This is a genomic window from Winogradskyella epiphytica (assembly GCF_003217215.1).
GTDB lineage: Bacteria > Bacteroidota > Bacteroidia > Flavobacteriales > Flavobacteriaceae > Winogradskyella > Winogradskyella epiphytica.
On the sequence record NZ_QJTD01000003.1, the window covers coordinates 120,522 to 141,755 of the forward strand.

Here is a 21,234-nt window from a genome sequence, read left to right on the forward strand (position 1 = left end):
ATAACTACAAAGGAAATGAACGCAGAGCTTGGGTTTTATACGTTATTCCAAATTTTCCATGCTTTTTCGGCTTGTAATCTTAGCATTTCTTCGCCATTAATAGTGATTGCACCTTTTTGATGACCATTTTTTAAGAATTTGGTTTGTTCAGGATTGTAAATTAGGTCAAAGAGAATATGGTCTTTAGTTATCGCGTTGTATGGTAAATCAGGGCAAGCATCAACATTAGGAAATGTACCAATCGGTGTGCAATTTATAATAATGGTATATTCTGATATGATGGCCTCTGTTAATTCTGAGTATAGAAATTTAATGTCTTTTTTATTGGATCGAGAGACGAAGTCAAAGCCTATACCCAACCTTTGAAGCCCGTAAGCAATAGCTTTTGAAGCTCCTCCAGTTCCGAGAATTAAAGCACGTGTATGGTGAGACTTTAAATAAGGTTTTAATGAATTTTTAAAGCCAAAATAATCCGTATTATAACCTTTTAGCTTCTTGTTCTTAGTGATTTTAATAGTGTTCACTGCACCGATCTTTTTTGCTTTTTTATTCAATTTATTAAGCAAAGGTATAACCTCTTCTTTATAGGGAATTGTAACGTTTAGTCCTTTTAAATTAGGCGTACTATTAACGATTTCTTTTAAATCATTTATGGATTGTATATCGAAATTTACGTAAGCGTAAGGTAAACTTTCATTTTGGAATTTATTCGTAAAATAGCGTCTTGAAAAAGAGTAGGAGATATTCCTACCTACGAGTCCAAAATTAAGCTTTGATTCTTCTTGTGTGTTTTCCATACCATTCTAATCCTAAAACTATGAGAATTCCTAGAGCAATATAAGCAATTGCGATATAAGTTTGAGTATTGAATTCAGGCAAATAGCGTTGGTAATTGGCAATGATGTGTTTTCCGGTTGAATCTAATAAAAGTGAACCTTCAGAATTTGTTTTATAAACTGTTTCTTTCCATGGCCAAACCACGCCCAGAGAACCAATAATAAATCCCATTATAGTGGCAAGAGTAATGAATTTATAGCGCTTTAAAATATAATTTAAAATATGCGAGAAGGTGACCAAACCTGTTACCGATCCTAAAGTAAATATGGCTAATACCTTTAGCATTCGAATGCGCACAGAATTATGTATGAATTCAAAATCACCACTAACTATATCAACCAAAGAGTCATAAAGTGCGTTGACAGAATCTACTAAAAGTAACACGTAATTTCCTAAGAGGATCAGTATAAATGAGCCTGAAAACCCAGGAAGTGTCATACCTGAAACACTGATTATGCCACAGAAGAACACAAACCACAAATTGTCATTTTCCGTTGCTGGGTCTAAAAAACTAATGCTAATACCAACTAAAGCACCTAGAGTTAAGGATAGAACGGTAGTTTTATTCCATTCATCAAAATCCTTACTGATATAATAAATGGAGCCCAAAATCATCCCAAAGAAAGTACTCCAAACATAAAGTTCGTAATGGACAATGAGGTAGTCCAAAATTTTAGAAACACTAAAATAACTGACTATCATTCCTAAGAATAGCAAGCTTAGAAATTTGCCATTGATATAGCGATAGAAACTCTTAAACCGACCGTTAAATAAAAGTTTAAATGCGGTTTTATTTACCCGTTGTAATGAATAAATAAATTCTTCGTAAAAACCAGCAACAAAGGCAACAACACCACCAGATACACCAGGAACTTTATTAGCAGCTCCCATTCCTAGTCCTTTTAGAACCAAAAATACCTTATCTGAAAATGTTCTGGTGCTTTGCATTTATGCTTTGTTTCCTATTTTTTCTAAAATAAATATAATTGAAAACCCAGCGATCATTAACGCAACTGCGAATAATATTTGTGCATCTAATTGTCCATTTATTTCTGAAAAGTGGTTGGGTAAGATGCTTTTTTCGATAACCGTTTTATAGCTATCAAAATTTTGAATTTCTTTTTGATAAACCGAAAGCGTACCCAATTCACTTAATTTAGAAAATGGGATTATTTCTCCAGAGGAATCACTCATAACAGAAACCGTTTTTTTCCAAGGCCATATTTTGTTTAATGATCCAAAAATAAATCCTGTAAGCACGGCTAATGTTGTATTGTGATAGTTTTTAAATAGCCATTTTAAAACACGAGAAAAGCTTAAAAGTCCAACAACGGCTCCAAGAGCAAAAATGATAATTTTTTTAAGGTCTAGACTATCAATAGCATCACTTAGCGTTTTGTACGCTCCAAGAATTACTAAAATAAAAGAGCCTGAAATTCCCGGCAATATCATTGCGCAAATAGCAATGGCTCCAGCGAAAAATAAAAAATACGGATTATCATTACTTGCCATTGATGGTAAAGAGGTGATAAAATAGGCAAGAACGCTGCCCACGACTAAGGCTACCATACTTCCAGCATTCCATTTGGTGATTTGCTTTGCAACAAAATAGATGCTAGCTATAATGAGTCCGAAAAAGAAGGACCAAATTAATATGGGATGTTGTTCTATTAAGTATTTAGCTAGCTTCATAAATGAGGCAAAGCTTATGATAATACCAATGAGTAAAGCAAGGATAAAGTTACCGTTTACTTTTTTCCAAAAAGCCGGAAATCCTTCTTTTTTTAGAACCTTTAAAGTAGATAGATTTACATTACTTATGGTTGTAATAAGTTCTTCGTAAATACCCGATATAAAAGCAATTGTACCTCCTGAAACACCTGGAACTGCATCAGCAGCACCCATTGCAGCACCTTTAAGGGTGATGACTAAATAATCTAAAAATCGTCTTTGCATTCTTTAAAAAATAAGAGATGCTAAGGTATGGTTTTTTTTATTTGGAAGTCTTTTTAGCCTCTGAAATTATCGCCTTAATCAAAGGTTTATTAGCTAATTGAGGAAACAATTCGGCTATTATGAAGTTGTAATCTATATTTAAATACGTCGCATTTTTAAGATGAAAACGTCCTTCTTCATATTGATGCATCGTAAAATAAAGTCCAGCTAATCGGTACTCAACTTCTGCATTTTCCGGATAAAATTCGGTCGCTTGAAGGAGATTGAAAATGGAGGCATCATATTCGCCTAAAGAAATTAGGATATCGCTTCGCTGTAACCAAGTGTCCAATTCGTAATTCCCTAGTTCTAATGCGCGTTTAAAACCGCGTTCAGCCTCTTCAAGGAAATTTAAACGTTTATTGATTGTGGCGTAGAGTTTCCAGTATATCACATTATCGCTGTCTATAGCTACGGCTTTATTTACATAGTATAAAGCTTTCTGATAATTAAGACGCTTCATGTAAAATTTAATGATCGCAATCCAGCCTTTATCGAGAAGTGGGTCTTCATCTATACATTTTTTAAAAGATTGAATAGCTAACTCTTCTTGATTTGTTTTAGCATAACAATGACCTAATCGCAATAACGCAAATGACGTGGGATCGTCTAAAGCTAATGTAATTTTATAGTTTTCTATAGCTTCATCGTACTGCTTCAGCTTTTCTAAAACCTTACCTTTTTCAATATAGGCTCCAATAAAGGTATCATCTGAGATGATAGCAAACTCAAAGGCTGCATTAGCTTTCGCGTATTCTTTTAGTGTAAAATACTGCCTTCCTAGTTGATGCCAAGCAATTTCGCAATACGGATTAGTGTCTAAGTATTTATTTAAATACTCTATGGCCTCAGAGGTTTGATTTAAGTAATCAAAACAATACACAATATTATGAAGTGCAGAATAGTCGGAATTGTCGCTTTCTAAACACTTCTTGAAGTATTTAATCGCGTTTTCAAACTGATCTAAAAACAAATACTCCATTCCTACTAAAGCATACAAGTCGGCATCATCCTCGGGCGAATTAGATATGTCTATGGCTATAAGTAAGGTGTCAATTGCTTTTTGATGTTCATCTTGTTTAGACAATACATTGGCCTTCTGTATAAAGATTTCTTCGTTATTAGGCTCTAGATTATGAAGATCGTCTAAAAGCTCATTGGCTTCGGCGAACTTATTTTCTATTACAAATATTTCAACTTGAAATAATCTGAGATTAATAGAAGATGGGTGTTGTTCTAACCCTAACTTAATCGCACGTTTAGACAAGGCCACTTTCCCATTTTCAAGGTAGTGGTGTATAATGTTTTCGAATTCGTTTGAATCAAAGAACAATATATCATTGGTCTTTAACATGGATTCAAATCGAGTTAGTGATAAATTTTTGTCTTCGTGCCTGTATTGCATAAATAAGTTAATAGTTCACGAAATAAAATTACAGTTATACTTTGCACTACATCGCTTTTTAACTTAATGTTTTTAACAAAATAATTAACATTGAAATTTAACTTCATGTAAATCAGGTGAATTGCTGACCCTGAGTGTTTTATTTGGGAAGTCTTAAAATTAAATAGTATCTAGAATAGTGGTGATTATACGACAACCTTCAATAATCTCTTCGTTAGAAATTGTTAAAGGAGGCGTTATTCGGATGGCTTTCTGCTCAAATAAGAGCCAAAATAGAATTAAGCCCTGATTCTGCGCTTCTAAAATCACTTTATTGGTCATCTCAGCACTATCAGTGAATGCGGCTAACATTAAGCCTTTACCTCGTATCTCTTTAATATGTTTATGTTGAAGGTGTTTACGGAATAATTGCTCCTTCTCTAAGGCTTCAGCCATTAAATTAGATTCAGTAACTTCTTTTAGCGTTGCTAAAGCAGCGGCGGCTATAACAGGATTTCCTCCAAACGTTGTAATATGTCCCATTTTAGGGTTGTCACTTAAGGATGACATCATTTCTTTTGAGGCTGTAAAAGCTCCAATTGGTAAACCACCTCCTAGACCTTTTCCTGTAACGACGACATCGGGCTGACAATTGTAATTTTCAAAACCGAATAGTTTTCCAGTTCTCCCAATTCCTGGTTGGATTTCATCTAAAATAAAAACAGCACCAACTTCATTACAACGCAATTGAACTTTATGTAAATAGTCATTCGTTGGCTCGATAAAACCGGCGCCACCTTGAATAGTTTCTAAAATGACTGCTGCTGTATTGTCGGTAATTTGAAGTAAATCAAGTTCAGAATTAAATTCAATATGCTTTACATCTGGAATTAAGGGGAGAAAAGGCGTCTTCCTCTCATCGTAATCCATAAGACTCAAAGAACCCATGGTATTGCCATGATAAGCACTTTTAGCTGCAATAATTTCTGAACGACCTGTATAGCGTCTCGCCAACTTAAGACTTCCTTCAATGGCTTCGGTACCAGAGTTAACCAAGTAGGTAGACTCTAAAGGAGTTGGTAAATGTTCAGCTAATAGTTTTGTTAAGTCTATAGCCGGTTGTTGAATATACTCGCCATAAACCATCACATGTAGGTATTGATCAACTTGATTTTTTATAGCTTGAACCACTTTTGGATGAGAGTGTCCTAAACTACATGCCGACACACCTGCTACAAAATCAAGATAGGCTTTGCCTGTGGTATCATAAATATATGAGCCTTTGGCATGACTAACTTCCATGGCTAAGGGGTGTGGACTTGTTTGTGCTTGGTATTTAAAAAAATCGTTTTTCAATTATTGATCTTTCTTTTTAGGCGCTTCTTTTTTAGTACTAATCGTATTTGTCGAGGTATTTAAAGGCGCTACATTATTTTGCTTAGGCAGATTTCGAGCCGCTTTATTAGGTTTGTTTGGTGTCGCTTTCCCGGCATCTTCTATTCGTTCCGTGACACTTTTATCAATAAATTCCTCGGGTGGAACATAATCGTCTAAACCTTTAATTTTGGGCAATGTAATTGGAGCATCATCCTTAAATAAATCTTCAACAGACATAGGGCGTTCATCGCCACGCCAATCAAATCCTCTTAAGCGTTTGGCGCTGTTTGGGAATTTAGACTCAGGCGATAACTCTCCATCAATTTGATTAATAAGTCTGATTTCCTCAATCGCTTTTTCTTCAATCTTAATATTGATGCTACCAGATTTTGATTTGTTAATGCCAACTAATTCATTTTCTCCGTTTCTCGAGTAATAAATAACTTCGGCATTCTTGATGATATCCACATTATAGAGTTCGTTGTCCCTGAATAGCCCTATTAAGCGCTGACCTTTGATTTGATTAAAACCATCGTTACTCAGCGTGTCTTTACTGACTAAAAAAGCATTATCGAAAACTTTTAATGAGTCGAGTTTTTCCGTTTTAACATTAGAAATTAAATGAATGGTATCACCAGTCATTTGGTTGCCCATATTCCAAAGTATAGGTTTTCGTTTAATGGCAAAAGCATCAGTAGAATCAAACCTACTCAGATTAATCAGTTGAGTTAATCCATTTTTATGATCAACGTGAATAGAATCTGATTTTCCGGCCAAGTCACTTTTGTATAATTTGGCATTGTAATAAGCTCTTGTAATACGATTTTCAGGCTTGCCAGTAACCATTAATGTGTCTGCGTGTACATAAACAGAATCACGTTCTTGTACAGTTATCGCTAAAGCGCGTTTTGTAATAAAGACTGAATCTTTCGCTCGCCAAACTTCGGCATAATGACCTTTGACGATACTTTGATTAATGGTATCTGTAACCGTAATATTATTGGTAGCCGAAGCAAAACTTTTATTTCGGTCAAAATATAAACTATCACCTTCAACCGTTCGATTGTCATAATCGATTTTAGCATTTCGTTGAAAATGCCCCGTATTGTTATTGGTGTCGTAAAAACCTCTTTCACAATACACATTACTCGTTTCTCCGGTAATTGTTGACGGACCAAAAAGATAAGCGTGGCCATTTTCAGTGAAGAAATCTAAGCGCTCTGTTTTTAAGGTGTATTGAGGATTAACGAGAACCACATTTTTTACAAATTGGTATTTGCTCACATTCATATAATACCGACCAATTTGACTTGTAATGGTACCCGATGAGTCTCTTACAACAGTACCTCCAGTATTATAGTAAGCTTGTTGTTTTGTTCTATCAAAATGAAGTGTATCGGTTGTTAATGTTGATTGTGGTTCGGTTAGGACGACATTGCCACTTGCGAAGGCCAACTGTGTTTTACCACTGTATTCCACGTACTTGGCAACCATGTTTATAGAGTCGCCTTGCTTCATCACTACGTTGCTATAGGCTTCTATAAAATCTTGATCTTCATAATACACGGCTTTATCACACCACATATTAATCCCTTTATGGATAAAGTGGACCTGTTTTGATTTATCTCTTAGAAAAACTTTAGCACCATCTTCAATTTCAGAATCGGTATAGCCAATCCCTGCATATTCGATGGTGATTTTTTGTTTTTCCTGAGCAAAACTTATATAAAATGCCGTAAAGCACAGAATAAAAATAAGATTCTTAATAGATTTCAAAGCAATATGTTTTGTACAAAATAACATTTATCCAATTGCTTTAGTCTGCGTTATTACTATTTTTAACAGAATCTTATAGTTTATATAACTAAACCGTCTTGCGAATAATAGTTTGTTTACGATCAGGACCTACAGATACAATTGTAATAGGTAGGTTAAGTTCTTTTTCTAAATATTCGATATATGCGTTAAGATTTTCTGGTAATTCTGAAGCTTCAGTCATTCCAGTTAAATCTGCAGCCCAACCTTTAAGTTCAGTATAAACAGGTGTTACGTTTTCCTCTTCAATATTATAAGGTAAATGAGTAATTGTTTCACCTTTATATTTATAAGCAGTACATACTTTTAAGGTTTTGAAACCAGAAAGCACATCGCCTTTCATCATAATTAATTGCGTCACACCATTAACTTGACAAGCATAACGTAAAGCAACTAAATCTAACCAGCCACAACGTCTTGAACGACCAGTCGTTGCTCCGAATTCGTTACCAACACGTCCCATTGTTTCACCATCTTCATCAAATAATTCTGTTGGGAATGGACCTGAACCTACACGAGTGGTATATGCTTTAAATATTCCGAATACTTCACCAATTTGATTTGGTGCAACTCCTAAACCTGTACAAGCTCCTGCCGCCGTTGTGTTAGAAGACGTAACAAATGGATATGTACCAAAATCAATATCTAACAAAGAACCTTGAGCGCCTTCAGCTAAAATAGTTTTACCTGATTGTTGTGCTTGGTAAATGTATTCTTCAGAATCTATGAATTTTAATGTTTTTAAAGTATCGATAGCTTCGAAAAACTCTGCTTCAAGTTCATCTAAATTGTACTGAATGTCTACATTGTAGAATTCAATCATAGATTCGTGCTTATCTGCTAAAGCTCTGTATTTGTCTTTCCAATCGGCTAATTCAATATCACCAACACGGATACCGTTTCTACCCGTTTTATCCATATAAGTTGGACCAATACCTTTTAAAGTAGAACCAATTTTTGCTTTTCCTTTTGAAGCTTCACTAGCCGCATCTAATAAGCGATGCGTAGGTAGAATGATATGAGCTTTACGAGAAATACATAAAGATTTTCTATAATCTACATTTTGCTCCTCTAACTTATCAAGTTCTTTTTTGAAAATAACAGGATCTATAACCACACCGTTACCAACAAGGTTCACCTTGTCTTCATGAAAAATTCCAGATGGTATCGTATGTAATACATGTTTTTTGCCATTAAACACTAAAGTGTGTCCTGCATTTGGTCCACCTTGAAAGCGTGCAATGATGTCGTATTTAGAGGTGAATACATCGACAATTTTTCCTTTGCCTTCATCTCCCCATTGTAATCCAAGTAGTAAATCTACTGCCATTTTAATATTGAGTTAGTCGTCTTTTTTACGGTTACCGTAAAAATATAGTGAATGATTAGTTATTTGAATATCAAAAACCTCTTCGATGGTTTTTTTAATCGATTGAATGCGAGGATCGCAGAACTCTATAACCTCACCTGTATCGGTAAGAATGACATGGTCATGATTTTTATCGAAATATGATTTTTCATAATGCGCTTGACTTTGCCCAAATTGGTGCTTACGTACTAAAGCACATTCCAATAATAATTCAATAGTATTATAAAGCGTAGCTCTACTTACACGATAGTTCTTGTTTTTCATTTTGATATATAAAGATTCAATATCAAAATGCTCTTGACTATCATAAATTTCCTGAAGTATAGCGTAGCGTTCAGGTGTTTTTCTATGACCTTTATCTTCGAGGAATTGAGTAAAGACGCGCTTTACTATTTCCTGGTTACTTTCTTCTGTAGTTGCATTCATAATTAAGCGACAAATTTACACAAAATTATTACCAATTGAATGATAAAATTATGCTAAAAATTATTGACCAATTTTACGTTAAACCTAAAGCTTATTAAGCTTAAATTATAGGCTGAAGTTTTGCTATAATAAAGGATAAATTATAGGAATTAGATACTTTTGGTTCCCGAAGGATTCGATGGGGTATAGGCTATACTCTTGTTACCTTCTCAATGCCACTAATTTGTTTAAGTCTATCCATTAGCTTTTTAAGCATGGTTTGATTCTTAACTTCAACCGTTATTTTTCCAGAGAAGATACCATCATCACTGGAAAAGCTGATGCTTTTCATATTTACGTGCATGCTATCGGAAATCATTCTAGTAATGTCGTTTACCAGTCCCATATTATCTATACCAGATAAGGTGATCTGAGATGTAAATACTTGCTGTGATGAATCTATCCATTTGGCTTGTAAAATTCTATAGGCATAGTTTGATTGAAGACTAACCGCATTAGGACAATTCTTTTTGTGAATTTTTATGCCGTCATTAATCGTGATAAAACCGAAGACCTTATCACCTGGAATAGGATTACAACAGTTTGCGAGGGTATAGTCGAGTTTTTCCTCTTCCTTACCAAACACCAACATGTCGTATTTTGTGGTAATTTCTTCTTTATTTATGTCCTTTGGTGTAGTAGGCCTATAGAGTTTGTTTTTAAAATAACTAACAAAAGCATTACTTCTAGAGGACGCGAAAGACTTCAACTTGGTATTATCTATAGTTCCTATACCGACACGATAAAATAAATCTAAGGAGGTATTTAGTTTGAAATAGCTCACCATTTCATTAATTGAAGCCTCGTTTAAGGTGATTTTAAGCTGTTTTAGCTTTCTTCTTAAAATTTCCTTTCCTTCTTCTGCTATTTCTTTGGTATGAGCATTTAATGCCGATTTAATTTTACTTCGTGCTCGAGCTGTGGTCGCGTAGTCCAGCCAGTTAGGATTTGGTTTCGCATTTTCCGAAGTTATAATTTCAACACGATCGCCACTTTGTAACTCATGACTCAGTGGAACTAACTTTCCATTTACTTTAGCTCCCCGTGTTTTTAAACCAATTTCTGTATGAATGCTGAATGCAAAATCTAGTGGTGTAGCCCCTTTAGGCAGTGATTTTAAATCTCCCTTTGGAGAGAAAACAAATATTTCCTTGGAGTATAAATTGAGTTTAAATTGTTCTACGAAATCTACAGCATCAGCTTCATGATTTTCTAAGGCTTCCTGCAGTCGGTTAATCCATAAGTCTAAACTATCATCCTTATCGTCTGCATTTTTGTATTTGTAGTGTGCTGCATAACCTTTTTCCGCAATTTCGTTCATGCGTTCACTTCTTATCTGAACTTCAACCCAGCGGCTTTTTGGACCAACAACGGTAATGTGTAGTGCTTCGTATCCTGTTGATTTAGGAGAGGAAATCCAATCTCTTAATCGGATAGGGTTAGGTGTAAAGTGATCGGTAACGATTGAATATATTTTCCAAGCCAAGAATTTCTCATTGGCTAAATCGGACTTATAAATGATTCTAACCGCAAATTTATCATAGACTTCATCAAAAGAAACCCCTTGCTTAACCATTTTTCTCCTAATACTGAAGATAGACTTAGGCCTTCCTTTAATTTCGTAGTTAAGTCCCTCTTTAATTAAGGAGTCTTCAATAACTTTCGTAAATGCCTTGATATACAGGTCTTGGTCTTCCTTACTGTCTTGCATTTTTTCCAGAATGTCATTATAGACTTCTGGTTCGGTATATTTTAAGCCTAAATCTTCGAGTTCTGATTTTATATTGTAAAGTCCAATCCTATGGGCAAGAGGAGCGTAAATGTATAGTGTTTCCGAAGCAATTTTTACCTGCTTATCATCACGCATAGAGTCCATGGTCTGCATATTGTGCAAACGGTCGGCAATTTTTATAATGATAACTCTAACATCATCGTTTAAGGTGAGAAGCATCTTTCTAAAATTCTCAGCTTGTAAAGACACATCCATGTCTTTTTTAAGCGATGCTATTTTAGTTAGTCCATCAACGATTCTTGCAACGGTTTTTCCGAATAACTGTTCAATATCATCAATGGTATAATCAGGATTGTCTTCTACCACGTCGTGTAGTAAAGCAGCAGCAATAGACGTGGCATCCATTCCTATTTCTTGTGCTACAATTCGAGCCACTGCAATAGGGTGAAAGATATAGGCTTCGCCTGATTTTCGACGTTGATCTTTATGCGCATCAACAGCCACATCGAAAGCATGACGTATTAATTTCTTATCGTCCTTACTTAATGTTTGGTAGCTTACTTTTAGTAATTCTTTGTAAGCTTTTGCAATCGCTGCATTTTCTTTCTCTATATCCGCTTCTGTCATAGAACTAATGTAGTAAAAAGGTGGTTAATGAACAATGATTTTTATTAGCTATATTAAAAACAATAATAATGATTAAGTTCGAAACTTATAGATGAACTTAGAATAAAAAGGTAGTGAAAAAATGTGGTAGTTTAATCCTTTTTAGAAAATTTTGATTTGATTTTCTTTTCAACTTTTATAAATAAAAGTATAGTTACCAATATCATTATACCTAGCCCAATAAGTGTTCCTGTTTTCTCAGAGGGTTGGTAAACAAAAGCTATTAATCCTACTAAACATTGTAAGCCGCCCATTTTCATCATTTCTTTCGAAGAATACACTTGAGCGAAATCCCAACGTTCTTGATTTTTCATGGAAGCTGAAGTTCTGTAGCCATAAAGCCCATTTATTTCCTTTGGCGGAAACTTATACATTATGAATCCAACTACAATAAAAATTAAGCCAACCGAAAACGGTATAATTAATAAAGGATGATCTGTAGGCATATGAACTTAGTTTTATTTAAGTCTTAACTTGTAGAATCAACTGTGTTTTTTCCAATAGCGTTTTCCGTAACTACAAAATATCTCTTCACCAATTTTAATAGGTCTTGAAGCTTTGATACAAACATGATCGTTTTCGTCTAAGGTGATTTCTGCATTGTTTTTGAAATCGCTTTGCGATAAGCCTTCAGCATCATTAGCGTATTTTGCAAAGCAATCTGTATGCATGGAGTCCATAATACTGCCATCTAACAAATTAATAAAATACTTATCATTGTTTTGCAGCGCTCTTCGCTCAGCTTCTTGATTAGATATGATTTCTCCTTTAAATATAGAAATTATTTCGTTTTTATAAATATCGATTGCTGTAAATAATCCCAAACCTGCATTTTTGATTTGTGACGATTGAATGTATAAATAGTCAGACTCTTTAGCTTCAATACTATCAGTTTGAGAACTATCGTTATTTGTAGAAATATTATTCAAAGCTATTCGGGTTTATTTATAATACGTTTCACTTTTTGGAACGCAGATGTTGAATCTAATTAAAATTATGTAATATGAATTCCATCGGAAACTAAGTGAATGTATTGAGTGATTCTATAAAATTAGCAATTTAAATTTTTAAAATGTATTAAGCTATTATAAAACTAGCCATTTATTAGACAACAAAACCCACATATAATGCAGGTTTTGTTATATTAAAATAAGATTAAAAAATTATGGATTTGTAGACCATAATGATGCGTTTTTCAGCATTGCTCTTCGAGGTAATTTTAAGCCTGCAACAATCAGTTCTGCAAAATCCTCAGGTTGTAAAACACTATCTTCAGAATCTTTTGTCGCAATACCTAATTCTACGGACATATCCGAAGCTATAGTACTTGGTGTTAACGTACAAACTCTAATGTTGTTTTTACGAACTTCCTTCATTAATGATTCAGACATTCCAATAACGGCGAATTTAGAAGCAGAATATGCAGAAGTAGTAGCATTACCATTTAATCCTGCAGTGGAAGATACGTTTATAATATCACCTTCGTTTTGATCTATTAAATATGGTAAAACCTCTTTAGTTACGTGATACATTCCCATAACATTAGTTTGAATTATTTGAGTCCACTGACTCACTGCCATATCATTAAACGTTCCAAATGCTGCGATGCCTGCATTGTTTACTAAAATGTCTACAGATCCTAAATTTTCAACAATTGTTTTGATGCTTTTTTGAACTTCTTCATAGTTACTTACATCGAAAACAGAATAAATAGCATTAACACCTAACGCCTTTAATTCTAAAACTGTTTCTTTTAAAACTTCTTCATTTCTACCTGTGATAGCAACATCAATGCCTTCTTTTGCAAAAGCTATGGCAGTTGCTTTTCCAAGGCCTCTTCCGCCTCCTGTAATAATTGCTTTTCTATTTTTTAAATCTGTCATAATATGTATGTTTCTTCTTATTAAGAGTATATAATTGAAATGTTTACTCGATTAACCTATCGGGTTTATCTTTTTAAATTCCTGACACGTTCCAAAAGAGTAGGATGTGAATAATGCATAAACACATAGGCTTTATGAGGTGTTAAATTGCTTAAGCTATTTTTAGATAATTTTTTTAATGATGAAATTAAAGGTTCTGCTTTATAAGTGTTTTTAGCATAATCGTCTGCTTGATATTCAAAAACACGAGAGACATAATTCATTATTAATCCTGTGATTTCTGAAATAGGAGCGTAGAGCATTCCAAAGGCGATTAGTCCGACATGGAAACTTGGGATTTCAACTCCAATAGCATTCGATAATAATGGGTTTGAAATAAATATGGATAAAATATAAAGCGTCAATCCTGTGAGTAGGATGGAAGTAACCAGGTTAAAAATGATATGTTTCTTTTTATAATGGCCGACTTCATGTGCTAACACAGCAACGATTTCTTCATCATCTAAATCATTAACTAAGGTGTCATAAAGTGTCACTCGCTTTTCACTTCCAAATCCTGAAAAATAGGCGTTGGCTTTTGTGCTTCGTTTTGAACCATCAATAATGAATATTTTTTCAAGATTAAAACCTACCGACTCAGCATAGGCTGAAATTTTGTTACGCAATTCACCATCTTCTAAAGGTGTCTGTTTGTTGAATAGTGGCACGATAAGTTTAGAATAAAACATATTCATAAACACCGTAAAGACCGTGACAATTCCCCAAGCATATAACCAGAATTGATTACCTGTAACTTGATAAAACCAAACGATAAGAGCAATGATTCCACCTCCTAGAATAACCATCATAAGTAGACCTTTAAATTTATCTAAAATGAAAGTCCTCTTAGTTGTTTTATTAAACCCGAAGCGTTCTTCAATCACAAAGGTTTTGTAATAACCGAATGGCGTTGTAATAATATCACTGGCAATCATAATGATTCCAAAGAAAATCAATGCGATAATAATTGGGTTATCCGAATAGCTTCGCGCTATATTATCGACATATTCAAAACCATCTAAGAACAAAAAGCTAAGGGTTAAGACTACTGAAAATAAGGAAGTCCAAATCCCGAATTTATAATTGGTGGCTTTATAAGCTTGTGATTTTTTGTATTCCGCATCATCGTACACGTCTTTTAATTCCTCAGGAACTGGATCGTTATAATGTTTGGCGTTTATAGCATCGAGAACTTTATCAATTATAAAGTTAATGATGATTATAGCTATGATGATATAAAAAAGGGTTTGTGCAGTCATGTAAATTATAAATAATTGAACTTCCTAAAGCCAATAAGTATCGATAGGAAATTGGTTTTTGAGTTTTTTATTTCTTATTTAAAATCTCGTTGACGTTTCGCTTCAAAAATAAGAATTCCGGCTGCAACAGAGACATTCATAGAATCGATAACTCCTTGCATTGGGATGCTTATGTTTTGTGTTGCTGCAACTCGCCATTCTTGAGTTAATCCTGTAGCTTCTGTGCCAACGACAATAGCCGTTGCTAAAGTGTAATCATGAGTATGATAAGGTTTTGATTCTTGTAATATCGCAGAGAAAATATTGATGTCGTTGTTTTTTAAAAACGCTATCGCTTCATCACTACTTGCCATGGCAATTTCGGTAGTAAACACGCAACCAACACTTGAACGAATAATGTTCGGATTATATAAATCTGATTTTGGATTAGCAATTATCACAGCATCTACATTTGCAGCATCTGCGGTACGAAGTAATGCGCCAATATTGCCCGGTTTTTCAGGAGCTTCGGCTACTAGGATTAATGGGGTTTTTGATTTAAATTTTAAATCATTAAGCCTATGATGCTTAGATTGTACTACTGCAATTACGCCTTCTGTAGTGTCTCTATGTGCTAATTTTTGAAACACCTCTTTTGAAATTTCAATAATTTCAATGCCGTTTTGGCTAATGGTTTCAGCTTCATATTCTGAAAACAATTCAGGCAAAAACAATAAGGTTTCAACTTTATAGCCACCTTCAATAGCGAGTGCCAACTCGCGCTTACCTTCAACTAAAAATTGTCCAGATTTTTTACGTGATCTCGACTTTTCTTTGAGTAAAACAAGTTGTTTTATTAACGGGTTCTGTGGGCTAGATATAAGTTTTCCCATCATGTCATTTTTATTAAGGGTATTTTGAGTTGTGCAAATTTAACCTAATATGAAAGAATAACGATGCATTCTCTTTATTGTCTTGATAATTTCATAGCTCCAAAAGTTATTTTCAAATTAAAGGGTAACAATTTTAAAGTTGAGTTGATATACTAGTATAAACCAAAACTTTAACATCATGAAAACAAACACATTTAATAATTTAAAAAGAACTGTTTTTCTTATCACCTTAACATTGTTTATTTATAACTGTTCTGATGATAGCGGCGTTACACCACAGCCTTGTTTAGATTTCAACTTTTATGGATTACAAATAGAAGGAAATTTCGGCAATCCTACAGGGCAGTTGGATTTTATTAAAAACACAGCAGCTAATTTGGCTAATCCTTCACTACAAGTATTATCGAGTCTAATTATTACAGGTAATTTATATAGTAATCGCCCTGCATTCGACAGGACTAATGAAACACTTTATTTTATAGACGAATTTAATGGTGGTCAAAAAATGTATGTTGCAGCGCCAGGCACTTTAGATGAAATTATATTAAGTCCTGCAGCTAGTTATAGCGCACCAATCTATTTGGGTAATCAACTATATGCCTTAGAATTTGATACATCAGGAATTTTTTTATGCACCATTTCCGCCTCAGGAGTTGCGGTGCGAATAGGTGGCGCTATTGGTACGAATGAATACTATCAAGATACCGTTGGTAATAAGGCTTATGGTGTAGCGAGTATTTCGGGAAGTTTATTGTTCTTAGTAGGTCAAGTACTTTATGAAGTTACATCCACAGGGTCATTATTAAGTGCTATTCCTGTAAATACCACTGCTGGTTATGCCATGTATAGCGACATTGAAATAGATCCTGAAACAGGTGGGTTGTTTTTGCCAAAAATGGAGAATGGAGCGCGTTCTATTGTGCACTGGGACTTTAGTAGTGGAGCTATAGTGGAAAGTACAATTATACCAAGTATAGAGTTTAACCCTGAATCTGTAAACCTAGCTTATAATAATTGCGGAGATCGTTTACTTGTTTTGAGTAATGGTACGTATATCAATAATACTCAAGAAAATTCAAGAATTTGGGAGCTAGAAATACAAAATAGTCCAAATCCAGGCGTTATAAATAATTCTAATGCCTATACAGACCTTTTATTAGGACTTGTATTTTAATTTATAAATAAGCCAAATAAGTAAGAGGTCGTCTAAATATAATTTGGACGACCTCTTATATTATTAATTTTGGCTATTATACTTTTTAGAATAACGTTTCCAAAGTGTCGTTTGGTGCGTTTCTAAACTTAATTGTCTGCCATCAATAAAAGCTTCTAATAGTTGATTGGTTCGCATATCTAAAGCATCACCTTCACTAATAAACAATGTCGCACTTTTACCAACTTCAAGAGTTCCATACATATCATCAATTCCCATAATTTTCGCCGGATTCTGTGTGATAAGTTGTAACGCCTGTTCTTTGGTTAAACCATAAGCCGCTGTTGTCCCTGCGTAGAATGGCAGGTTACGAGAGTTCATTCTTTCCATTTGTCCGCTTGGCTCTAAAGCCACTAAAATTCCAGCATCAACTAATTTTTTAGCTTGCTTGAATGTGTAGTCGTAATCATCATCTTCCAATTCTGGTCGAGAATGTACGCGTCTTAAAAATACAGATACCTCATTTTGCTTTAAAAAGCCAGTAAGATTTCCTGCTTGATAAGCTCCAACGATAGTTAGTTTTGAAACCCCTTGAGACTTTGCAAAATTTACAGCATCAGTAATTCCTTTTTCGTCATCTACATTAATGTATAAATGTTTTGAGCCATCAAATAAACCAGACATGGCATCAAAAGGTAAGTGACCTTCTTTTTTATCTCCATTATTGTAGCTTTTAGCTTCTGTGAAATAATCTGAAAGTTCTTTGACTTGTTTAGCGTAATCTTTATTTGGTTTTAATCCTGGATCTTCACCTAACCACCAACGACCACGACTAAAACTACTCGGCCAATTGATATGAATTCCGTTATCCATTTTAATAGCAGCATCTTCCCAATTCCAAGCATCATATTGTACTACAGAAGAAGTTCCTGAAATTCGTCCGCCTCTAGGAACTACCTGTCCCAGTAGTACGCCATTTGGTCGCATCGATTCAATGACTTTCGATTCCGTATTATAAGCGATAATACTTCTAATATGCGGATTGAAAGTACCAAGTTCAGATAAGTCATCAGAGGCTTTTACAGCATCTACTTCAACCAAACCTAAAGTTCCGTTAGCGACTATAAATCCTGGATACACATGTTTGCCTTTAGCGTCAATTATATCCATGGTTTGACGAGTCTGAGGAGTAGAAGCTTCTGGTCCAATCGTTGTGATTTTCCCATTACTTACTACAATTATACTATTTTCAATAACAGTTCCATTTCCAATGTGAGCGGTTGCTCCAACAATCGCAAAATCCTTTCTTTGCTTAGCGCCTGGTGTTTGTTGTGCGAATCCTAAAGTGATACACAGCAAAAACAAAAGGGTATTAAATTTATTTAAGTTTTTCATTTTTTAATGTTTTTAGTTGTGAGCATCCATAGAGTCGCAATGCAATACTTTGTCTTCTTTTTTCTTTATCGGTTGCGTCTTCATGCCTTTGTTTTTCTCCTGAAGCATTAAGTTGATAAGTTCACTTTTTTCCTTTCTAATCGCTTCGCGCATTTGCTGATCGCGTTCTAAATCGAAGTAAGTTACACCTTCAATTAAAGTCTTTTCAGCTTTAGCATAAACTGATAATGGGTGATCTGACCATAGTACAACATCGGCATCTTTTCCAACTTTTAAACTTCCAACTCTATCATCAAGATGTAAAAGTTTAGCAGGATTTAAAGTCACAAATTTCCAAGCATCTTCTTCACTAACGCCACCGTATTTAACAGATTTTGCCGCTTCTTGATTTAGACGTCGCGACATTTCTGCATCATCACTATTAATAGCTGTTACAATTCCAGCATTATGCATAATCGCAGCATTATAAGGAATAGCATCATTAACCTCGTATTTGTAAGCCCACCAATCACTAAAAGTTGAGCCACCAACACCATGTTCTTTCATTTTGTCAGCTACTTTGTAACCTTCAAGAATATGAGTGAATGTATTAATATTAAAGTCGAATTGATCTGCAACTTTCATCAACATATTAATTTCACTTTGCACGTATGAATGACAAGAAATGAAACGTTCTTTATTAAGAATCTCTGCAAGCGTTTCCATTTCGATGTCTTTTCTATAGGGTTTTCCGCTTTTCTTCAATTCGTCATAAGCTTTTGCTCTACTGAAGTAATCGATAAAAACTTGCTCAACACCCATTCGCGATTGTGGGAAGCGCGAATTACTTCTGCTACGTGATTGCTTTACGTTTTCACCTAAAGCGAACTTGATAAACTTAGGCGAATTATCATAAATTAAATTATCGGCTGACTCTCCCCATTTTAACTTAATAATCGCAGAACGACCGCCAATTGGGTTGGCAGATCCATGTAAAATCTGAATAGAAGTAACACCTCCTGCAAGGTTGCGGTAAATGTCTATGGCTTCATCGTTTAATACGTCTTCAATGGTTACTTCTGCTGAAGAATTATGACCACCTTCATTAACTGAAGACGCCGCTATATGAGAATGCTCGTCTATGATACCTGCGGTAATATGTTTTCCTGTAGCATCGATAACTTTAGCATTTCTGCTTGAAAGATCTTTACCTATTTTTGAAATCTTTCCATCTTTAATTAAGACATCTGTATTTTCTAAAACACCATCTTCTTCATTAGTCCAAACCGTTGCGTTTTTGAATAAAATAGTTTCAGCTTTTGGCTTTTCAGTAAATCCATAAGCTAAGTTAGGATAGGTGATAGGACTCATAAAAGGAGTTTCTGACTCCTCGTTATCTTTCTTTTTAGAACCTTTTTTATCTGAGTCTTCTTTGGTGGTTTTATTAGCATGGAAAGTCACCTCGTTCCCATTTGGTAAAATTGCTTTTCCACTTAAAGCATTATTTTTAGTGGTATTAGCAACAACTCTTATGAATTCTTTTTTAGTGCTATCGGCAGTTTTAAATGTCAGGTTTAACCAATCTTCTGAATAGTTGATTTTTGAACCTAAAGACTTGTCATTGCTTTCTAATTTTGCCTTAGGCTTGCTTGTGCTTCCTGTAATGCTTAATTTATAATCGTCACCAGCTAATTTAAATTCGTAGTCACCATCAATATCTTTGGTGTTTAAATCTTCAATTACATGAGGTGTTCCTTGAACCCAGTTTTCATAAAGTTTTGTTTTCTTTTCGAAAATGTCTCCGTCTGTAATTAAGAAGTTAGCATAGCTTCCTGCTTTTAACGTTCCTAATACATCAGATTTTCCTAATAAGGAAGCCGGCACTGTGGTTAAAGCTTCTAAAGCTTTTTGTTTTGAAAGTCCACTTTCAATAGCTTTCATTAAATTAGATGAAAATGTTTTTGTCGACTTTAAACCGTGAGTCGTCAAGGCGAATTTCACACCGTTTTCTGCTAATAATCTTGGGTTGTGAGGTTCCTGATTCCAAGCTCGCATATCACTTAAAGAAAGTGTGCTTGCTAAGAATGGGTTTTCCACATCATAGGCCAATTGAAAATTCAATGGTAAAATTACCGTGGCATTCGTTGCTTTAATTTCGTTAATACGCTCATATTCATCACCACCTCCAACAATAGTATATTGAATATTAAAAGCATCTCCAACTTTATCAGCTCTCATCAAATTCGCTCTGCTTCCAGCTTCAAAAATTTGAAGTAAGTTCTTGTTTCTATTTAAAGCTTCAAGTGATAAATCTTTAGTGTCAACATTTCCTGCAGCATACCACTCAGCATCATGGTACATTTGGCGCAATAATGCCATACTTCCCATAATTGAAGACGGATAAGATTGTCTGGATGTTACACTTTTTCTAAATGATAAATGTTGAGAAGTTCTACCATCAACAATACGCATCGCATTATCAGCATTATTATTCAATGCTATTAAAGCTCCTGTACCACGAACAATTCCATCTGGCATATGTGTATTAACAACGCCAAAACCAAGTTTGTGCATTTCCGAAGCGGTTTTCGCATCGTATTTAAAGGCATTCATCACATCTTGTTCTGGCATGACGTGATCATTCCAATAGTAACCACTTCTGCTTGGACCGTACTGAGGACCATCGCCACCACGTTTTGGTTTTTCAACACCGAAAGAAGTGTATAAATCTATAAATGAAGGGTAGATTGTTTTTCCAGAAAGATCGACTTGGGTAGTGTTCTTTGGGATTTTTACTGACTTGCCAACACTGACCACTTTTCCATCTTTAATGAGGAGTGTTCCGTTATTAATAACTTCGGTTGGTGATACATGAATCGTTGCATTTGTGAATGCTGTGAAATTTGAATTATTTGCTATAACTCCAGAATTACTCGGGAAGTAATCTTGTGCAAATAAAGAAAAACTGCACATGAGCATGAGCAGCCGTAGATGTACTTTAATCATAAAATTTA

17 protein-coding genes are annotated in these 21,234 nt (G+C 34.7%); 1 reads left to right on the top strand and 16 read right to left on the bottom strand.

The features are described from left to right. Positions 1-35: 35 nt before the first annotated feature. From DFQ11_RS09465 to DFQ11_RS09530, 14 genes are all read right to left on the bottom strand, one after another. Complete coding sequence (locus tag DFQ11_RS09465) at positions 36-797, bottom strand: shikimate dehydrogenase family protein (RefSeq protein WP_110475646.1); 762 nt, start codon at positions 795-797, stop codon at positions 36-38. Next, positions 766-1,785 carry a DUF368 domain-containing protein gene (locus DFQ11_RS09470; RefSeq protein ID WP_110475647.1) on the bottom strand — a complete coding sequence of 340 codons (1,020 nt, stop codon included), beginning with the start codon at positions 1,783-1,785 and terminating at the stop codon, positions 766-768. Before DFQ11_RS09470 ends, DFQ11_RS09465 begins: the two co-directional genes overlap by 32 nt. Beyond that, entirely contained in the window at positions 1,786-2,793 is a 1,008-nt protein-coding gene (locus DFQ11_RS09475; RefSeq protein WP_110475648.1) for a DUF368 domain-containing protein, read from the bottom strand. 37 nt (positions 2,794-2,830) lie between these two features. Then, positions 2,831-4,237 (bottom strand): tetratricopeptide repeat protein, encoded by a 1,407-nt coding sequence (locus DFQ11_RS09480; RefSeq protein WP_110475649.1) that lies wholly within the window; start codon positions 4,235-4,237, stop codon positions 2,831-2,833. A 159-nt stretch (positions 4,238-4,396) separates the two neighbouring features. Next, positions 4,397-5,572, bottom strand: a complete 1,176-nt coding sequence (locus tag DFQ11_RS09485) for an aspartate aminotransferase family protein (RefSeq protein WP_110475650.1) — start codon at positions 5,570-5,572, stop codon at positions 4,397-4,399. Next, positions 5,573-7,369 (bottom strand): OstA-like protein, encoded by a 1,797-nt coding sequence (locus DFQ11_RS09490; RefSeq protein ID WP_308425347.1) that lies wholly within the window; start codon positions 7,367-7,369, stop codon positions 5,573-5,575. It lies immediately after the preceding gene. A gap of 88 nt (positions 7,370-7,457) precedes the next feature. After that, positions 7,458-8,738, bottom strand: coding sequence for an adenylosuccinate synthase (locus DFQ11_RS09495; protein WP_110475652.1), 1,281 nt, complete (start codon positions 8,736-8,738; stop codon positions 7,458-7,460). Between the two features lie 12 nt (positions 8,739-8,750). Next, positions 8,751-9,203 carry a Fur family transcriptional regulator gene (locus DFQ11_RS09500; RefSeq protein ID WP_110475653.1) on the bottom strand — a complete coding sequence of 151 codons (453 nt, stop codon included), beginning with the start codon at positions 9,201-9,203 and terminating at the stop codon, positions 8,751-8,753. Between the two features lie 190 nt (positions 9,204-9,393). Beyond that, positions 9,394-11,601 (bottom strand): RelA/SpoT family protein, encoded by a 2,208-nt coding sequence (locus DFQ11_RS09505; RefSeq protein ID WP_110475654.1) that lies wholly within the window; start codon positions 11,599-11,601, stop codon positions 9,394-9,396. Between the two features lie 131 nt (positions 11,602-11,732). After that, positions 11,733-12,086 (bottom strand): SdpI family protein, encoded by a 354-nt coding sequence (locus DFQ11_RS09510; RefSeq protein ID WP_110475655.1) that lies wholly within the window; start codon positions 12,084-12,086, stop codon positions 11,733-11,735. A gap of 36 nt (positions 12,087-12,122) precedes the next feature. Beyond that, positions 12,123-12,569: an SET domain-containing protein gene (locus DFQ11_RS09515; protein WP_229791273.1), complete on the bottom strand. Its 447-nt coding sequence runs from the start codon at positions 12,567-12,569 to the stop codon at positions 12,123-12,125. A gap of 234 nt (positions 12,570-12,803) precedes the next feature. Beyond that, positions 12,804-13,523: a 3-ketoacyl-ACP reductase gene (locus DFQ11_RS09520; RefSeq protein WP_110475656.1), complete on the bottom strand. Its 720-nt coding sequence runs from the start codon at positions 13,521-13,523 to the stop codon at positions 12,804-12,806. A gap of 65 nt (positions 13,524-13,588) precedes the next feature. Continuing rightward, complete coding sequence (locus tag DFQ11_RS09525; RefSeq protein ID WP_110475657.1) at positions 13,589-14,821, bottom strand: M48 family metallopeptidase; 1,233 nt, start codon at positions 14,819-14,821, stop codon at positions 13,589-13,591. 74 nt (positions 14,822-14,895) lie between these two features. After that, positions 14,896-15,693, bottom strand: coding sequence for a TrmH family RNA methyltransferase (locus tag DFQ11_RS09530; RefSeq protein ID WP_110475658.1), 798 nt, complete (start codon positions 15,691-15,693; stop codon positions 14,896-14,898). A gap of 178 nt (positions 15,694-15,871) precedes the next feature. On the opposite strand from DFQ11_RS09530, the gene DFQ11_RS09535 reads away from it, so the two are divergent. After that, positions 15,872-16,867: a hypothetical protein gene (locus tag DFQ11_RS09535; protein WP_110475659.1), complete on the top strand. Its 996-nt coding sequence runs from the start codon at positions 15,872-15,874 to the stop codon at positions 16,865-16,867. Positions 16,868-16,930: 63 nt separating this feature from the next. Here DFQ11_RS09535 and DFQ11_RS09540 read toward each other — a convergent pair whose 3' ends face one another. Continuing rightward, entirely contained in the window at positions 16,931-18,241 is a 1,311-nt protein-coding gene (locus DFQ11_RS09540) for an amidohydrolase family protein (RefSeq protein ID WP_110475660.1), read from the bottom strand. A gap of 12 nt (positions 18,242-18,253) precedes the next feature. Beyond that, the gene (locus tag DFQ11_RS09545; protein WP_229791274.1) at positions 18,254-21,226 is read right to left on the bottom strand and encodes an amidohydrolase family protein; all 2,973 of its coding nucleotides are present in this window, start codon (positions 21,224-21,226) and stop codon (positions 18,254-18,256) included. Between the last annotated feature and the right edge of the window lie 8 nt (positions 21,227-21,234).

Bases quoted from the DNA above. Each gene is read 5' to 3' on its own strand.
- DFQ11_RS09465 (WP_110475646.1), bottom strand. From the start codon at position 797: ATGGAAAACACACAAGAAGAATCAAAGCTTAATTTTGGACTCGTAGGT.
- DFQ11_RS09470 (WP_110475647.1), bottom strand. From the start codon at position 1,785: ATGCAAAGCACCAGAACATTTTCAGATAAGGTATTTTTGGTTCTAAAA.
- DFQ11_RS09475 (WP_110475648.1), bottom strand. From the start codon at position 2,793: ATGCAAAGACGATTTTTAGATTATTTAGTCATCACCCTTAAAGGTGCT.
- DFQ11_RS09480 (WP_110475649.1), bottom strand. From the start codon at position 4,237: ATGCAATACAGGCACGAAGACAAAAATTTATCACTAACTCGATTTGAA.
- DFQ11_RS09495 (WP_110475652.1), bottom strand. From the start codon at position 8,738: ATGGCAGTAGATTTACTACTTGGATTACAATGGGGAGATGAAGGCAAA.
- DFQ11_RS09500 (WP_110475653.1), bottom strand. From the start codon at position 9,203: ATGAATGCAACTACAGAAGAAAGTAACCAGGAAATAGTAAAGCGCGTC.
- DFQ11_RS09505 (WP_110475654.1), bottom strand. From the start codon at position 11,601: ATGACAGAAGCGGATATAGAGAAAGAAAATGCAGCGATTGCAAAAGCT.
- DFQ11_RS09510 (WP_110475655.1), bottom strand. From the start codon at position 12,086: ATGCCTACAGATCATCCTTTATTAATTATACCGTTTTCGGTTGGCTTA.
- DFQ11_RS09520 (WP_110475656.1), bottom strand. From the start codon at position 13,523: ATGACAGATTTAAAAAATAGAAAAGCAATTATTACAGGAGGCGGAAGA.
- DFQ11_RS09525 (WP_110475657.1), bottom strand. From the start codon at position 14,821: ATGACTGCACAAACCCTTTTTTATATCATCATAGCTATAATCATCATT.
- DFQ11_RS09530 (WP_110475658.1), bottom strand. From the start codon at position 15,693: ATGGGAAAACTTATATCTAGCCCACAGAACCCGTTAATAAAACAACTT.
- DFQ11_RS09535 (WP_110475659.1), top strand. From the start codon at position 15,872: ATGAAAACAAACACATTTAATAATTTAAAAAGAACTGTTTTTCTTATC.
- DFQ11_RS09540 (WP_110475660.1), bottom strand. From the start codon at position 18,241: ATGAAAAACTTAAATAAATTTAATACCCTTTTGTTTTTGCTGTGTATC.
- DFQ11_RS09545 (WP_229791274.1), bottom strand. From the start codon at position 21,226: ATGATTAAAGTACATCTACGGCTGCTCATGCTCATGTGCAGTTTTTCT.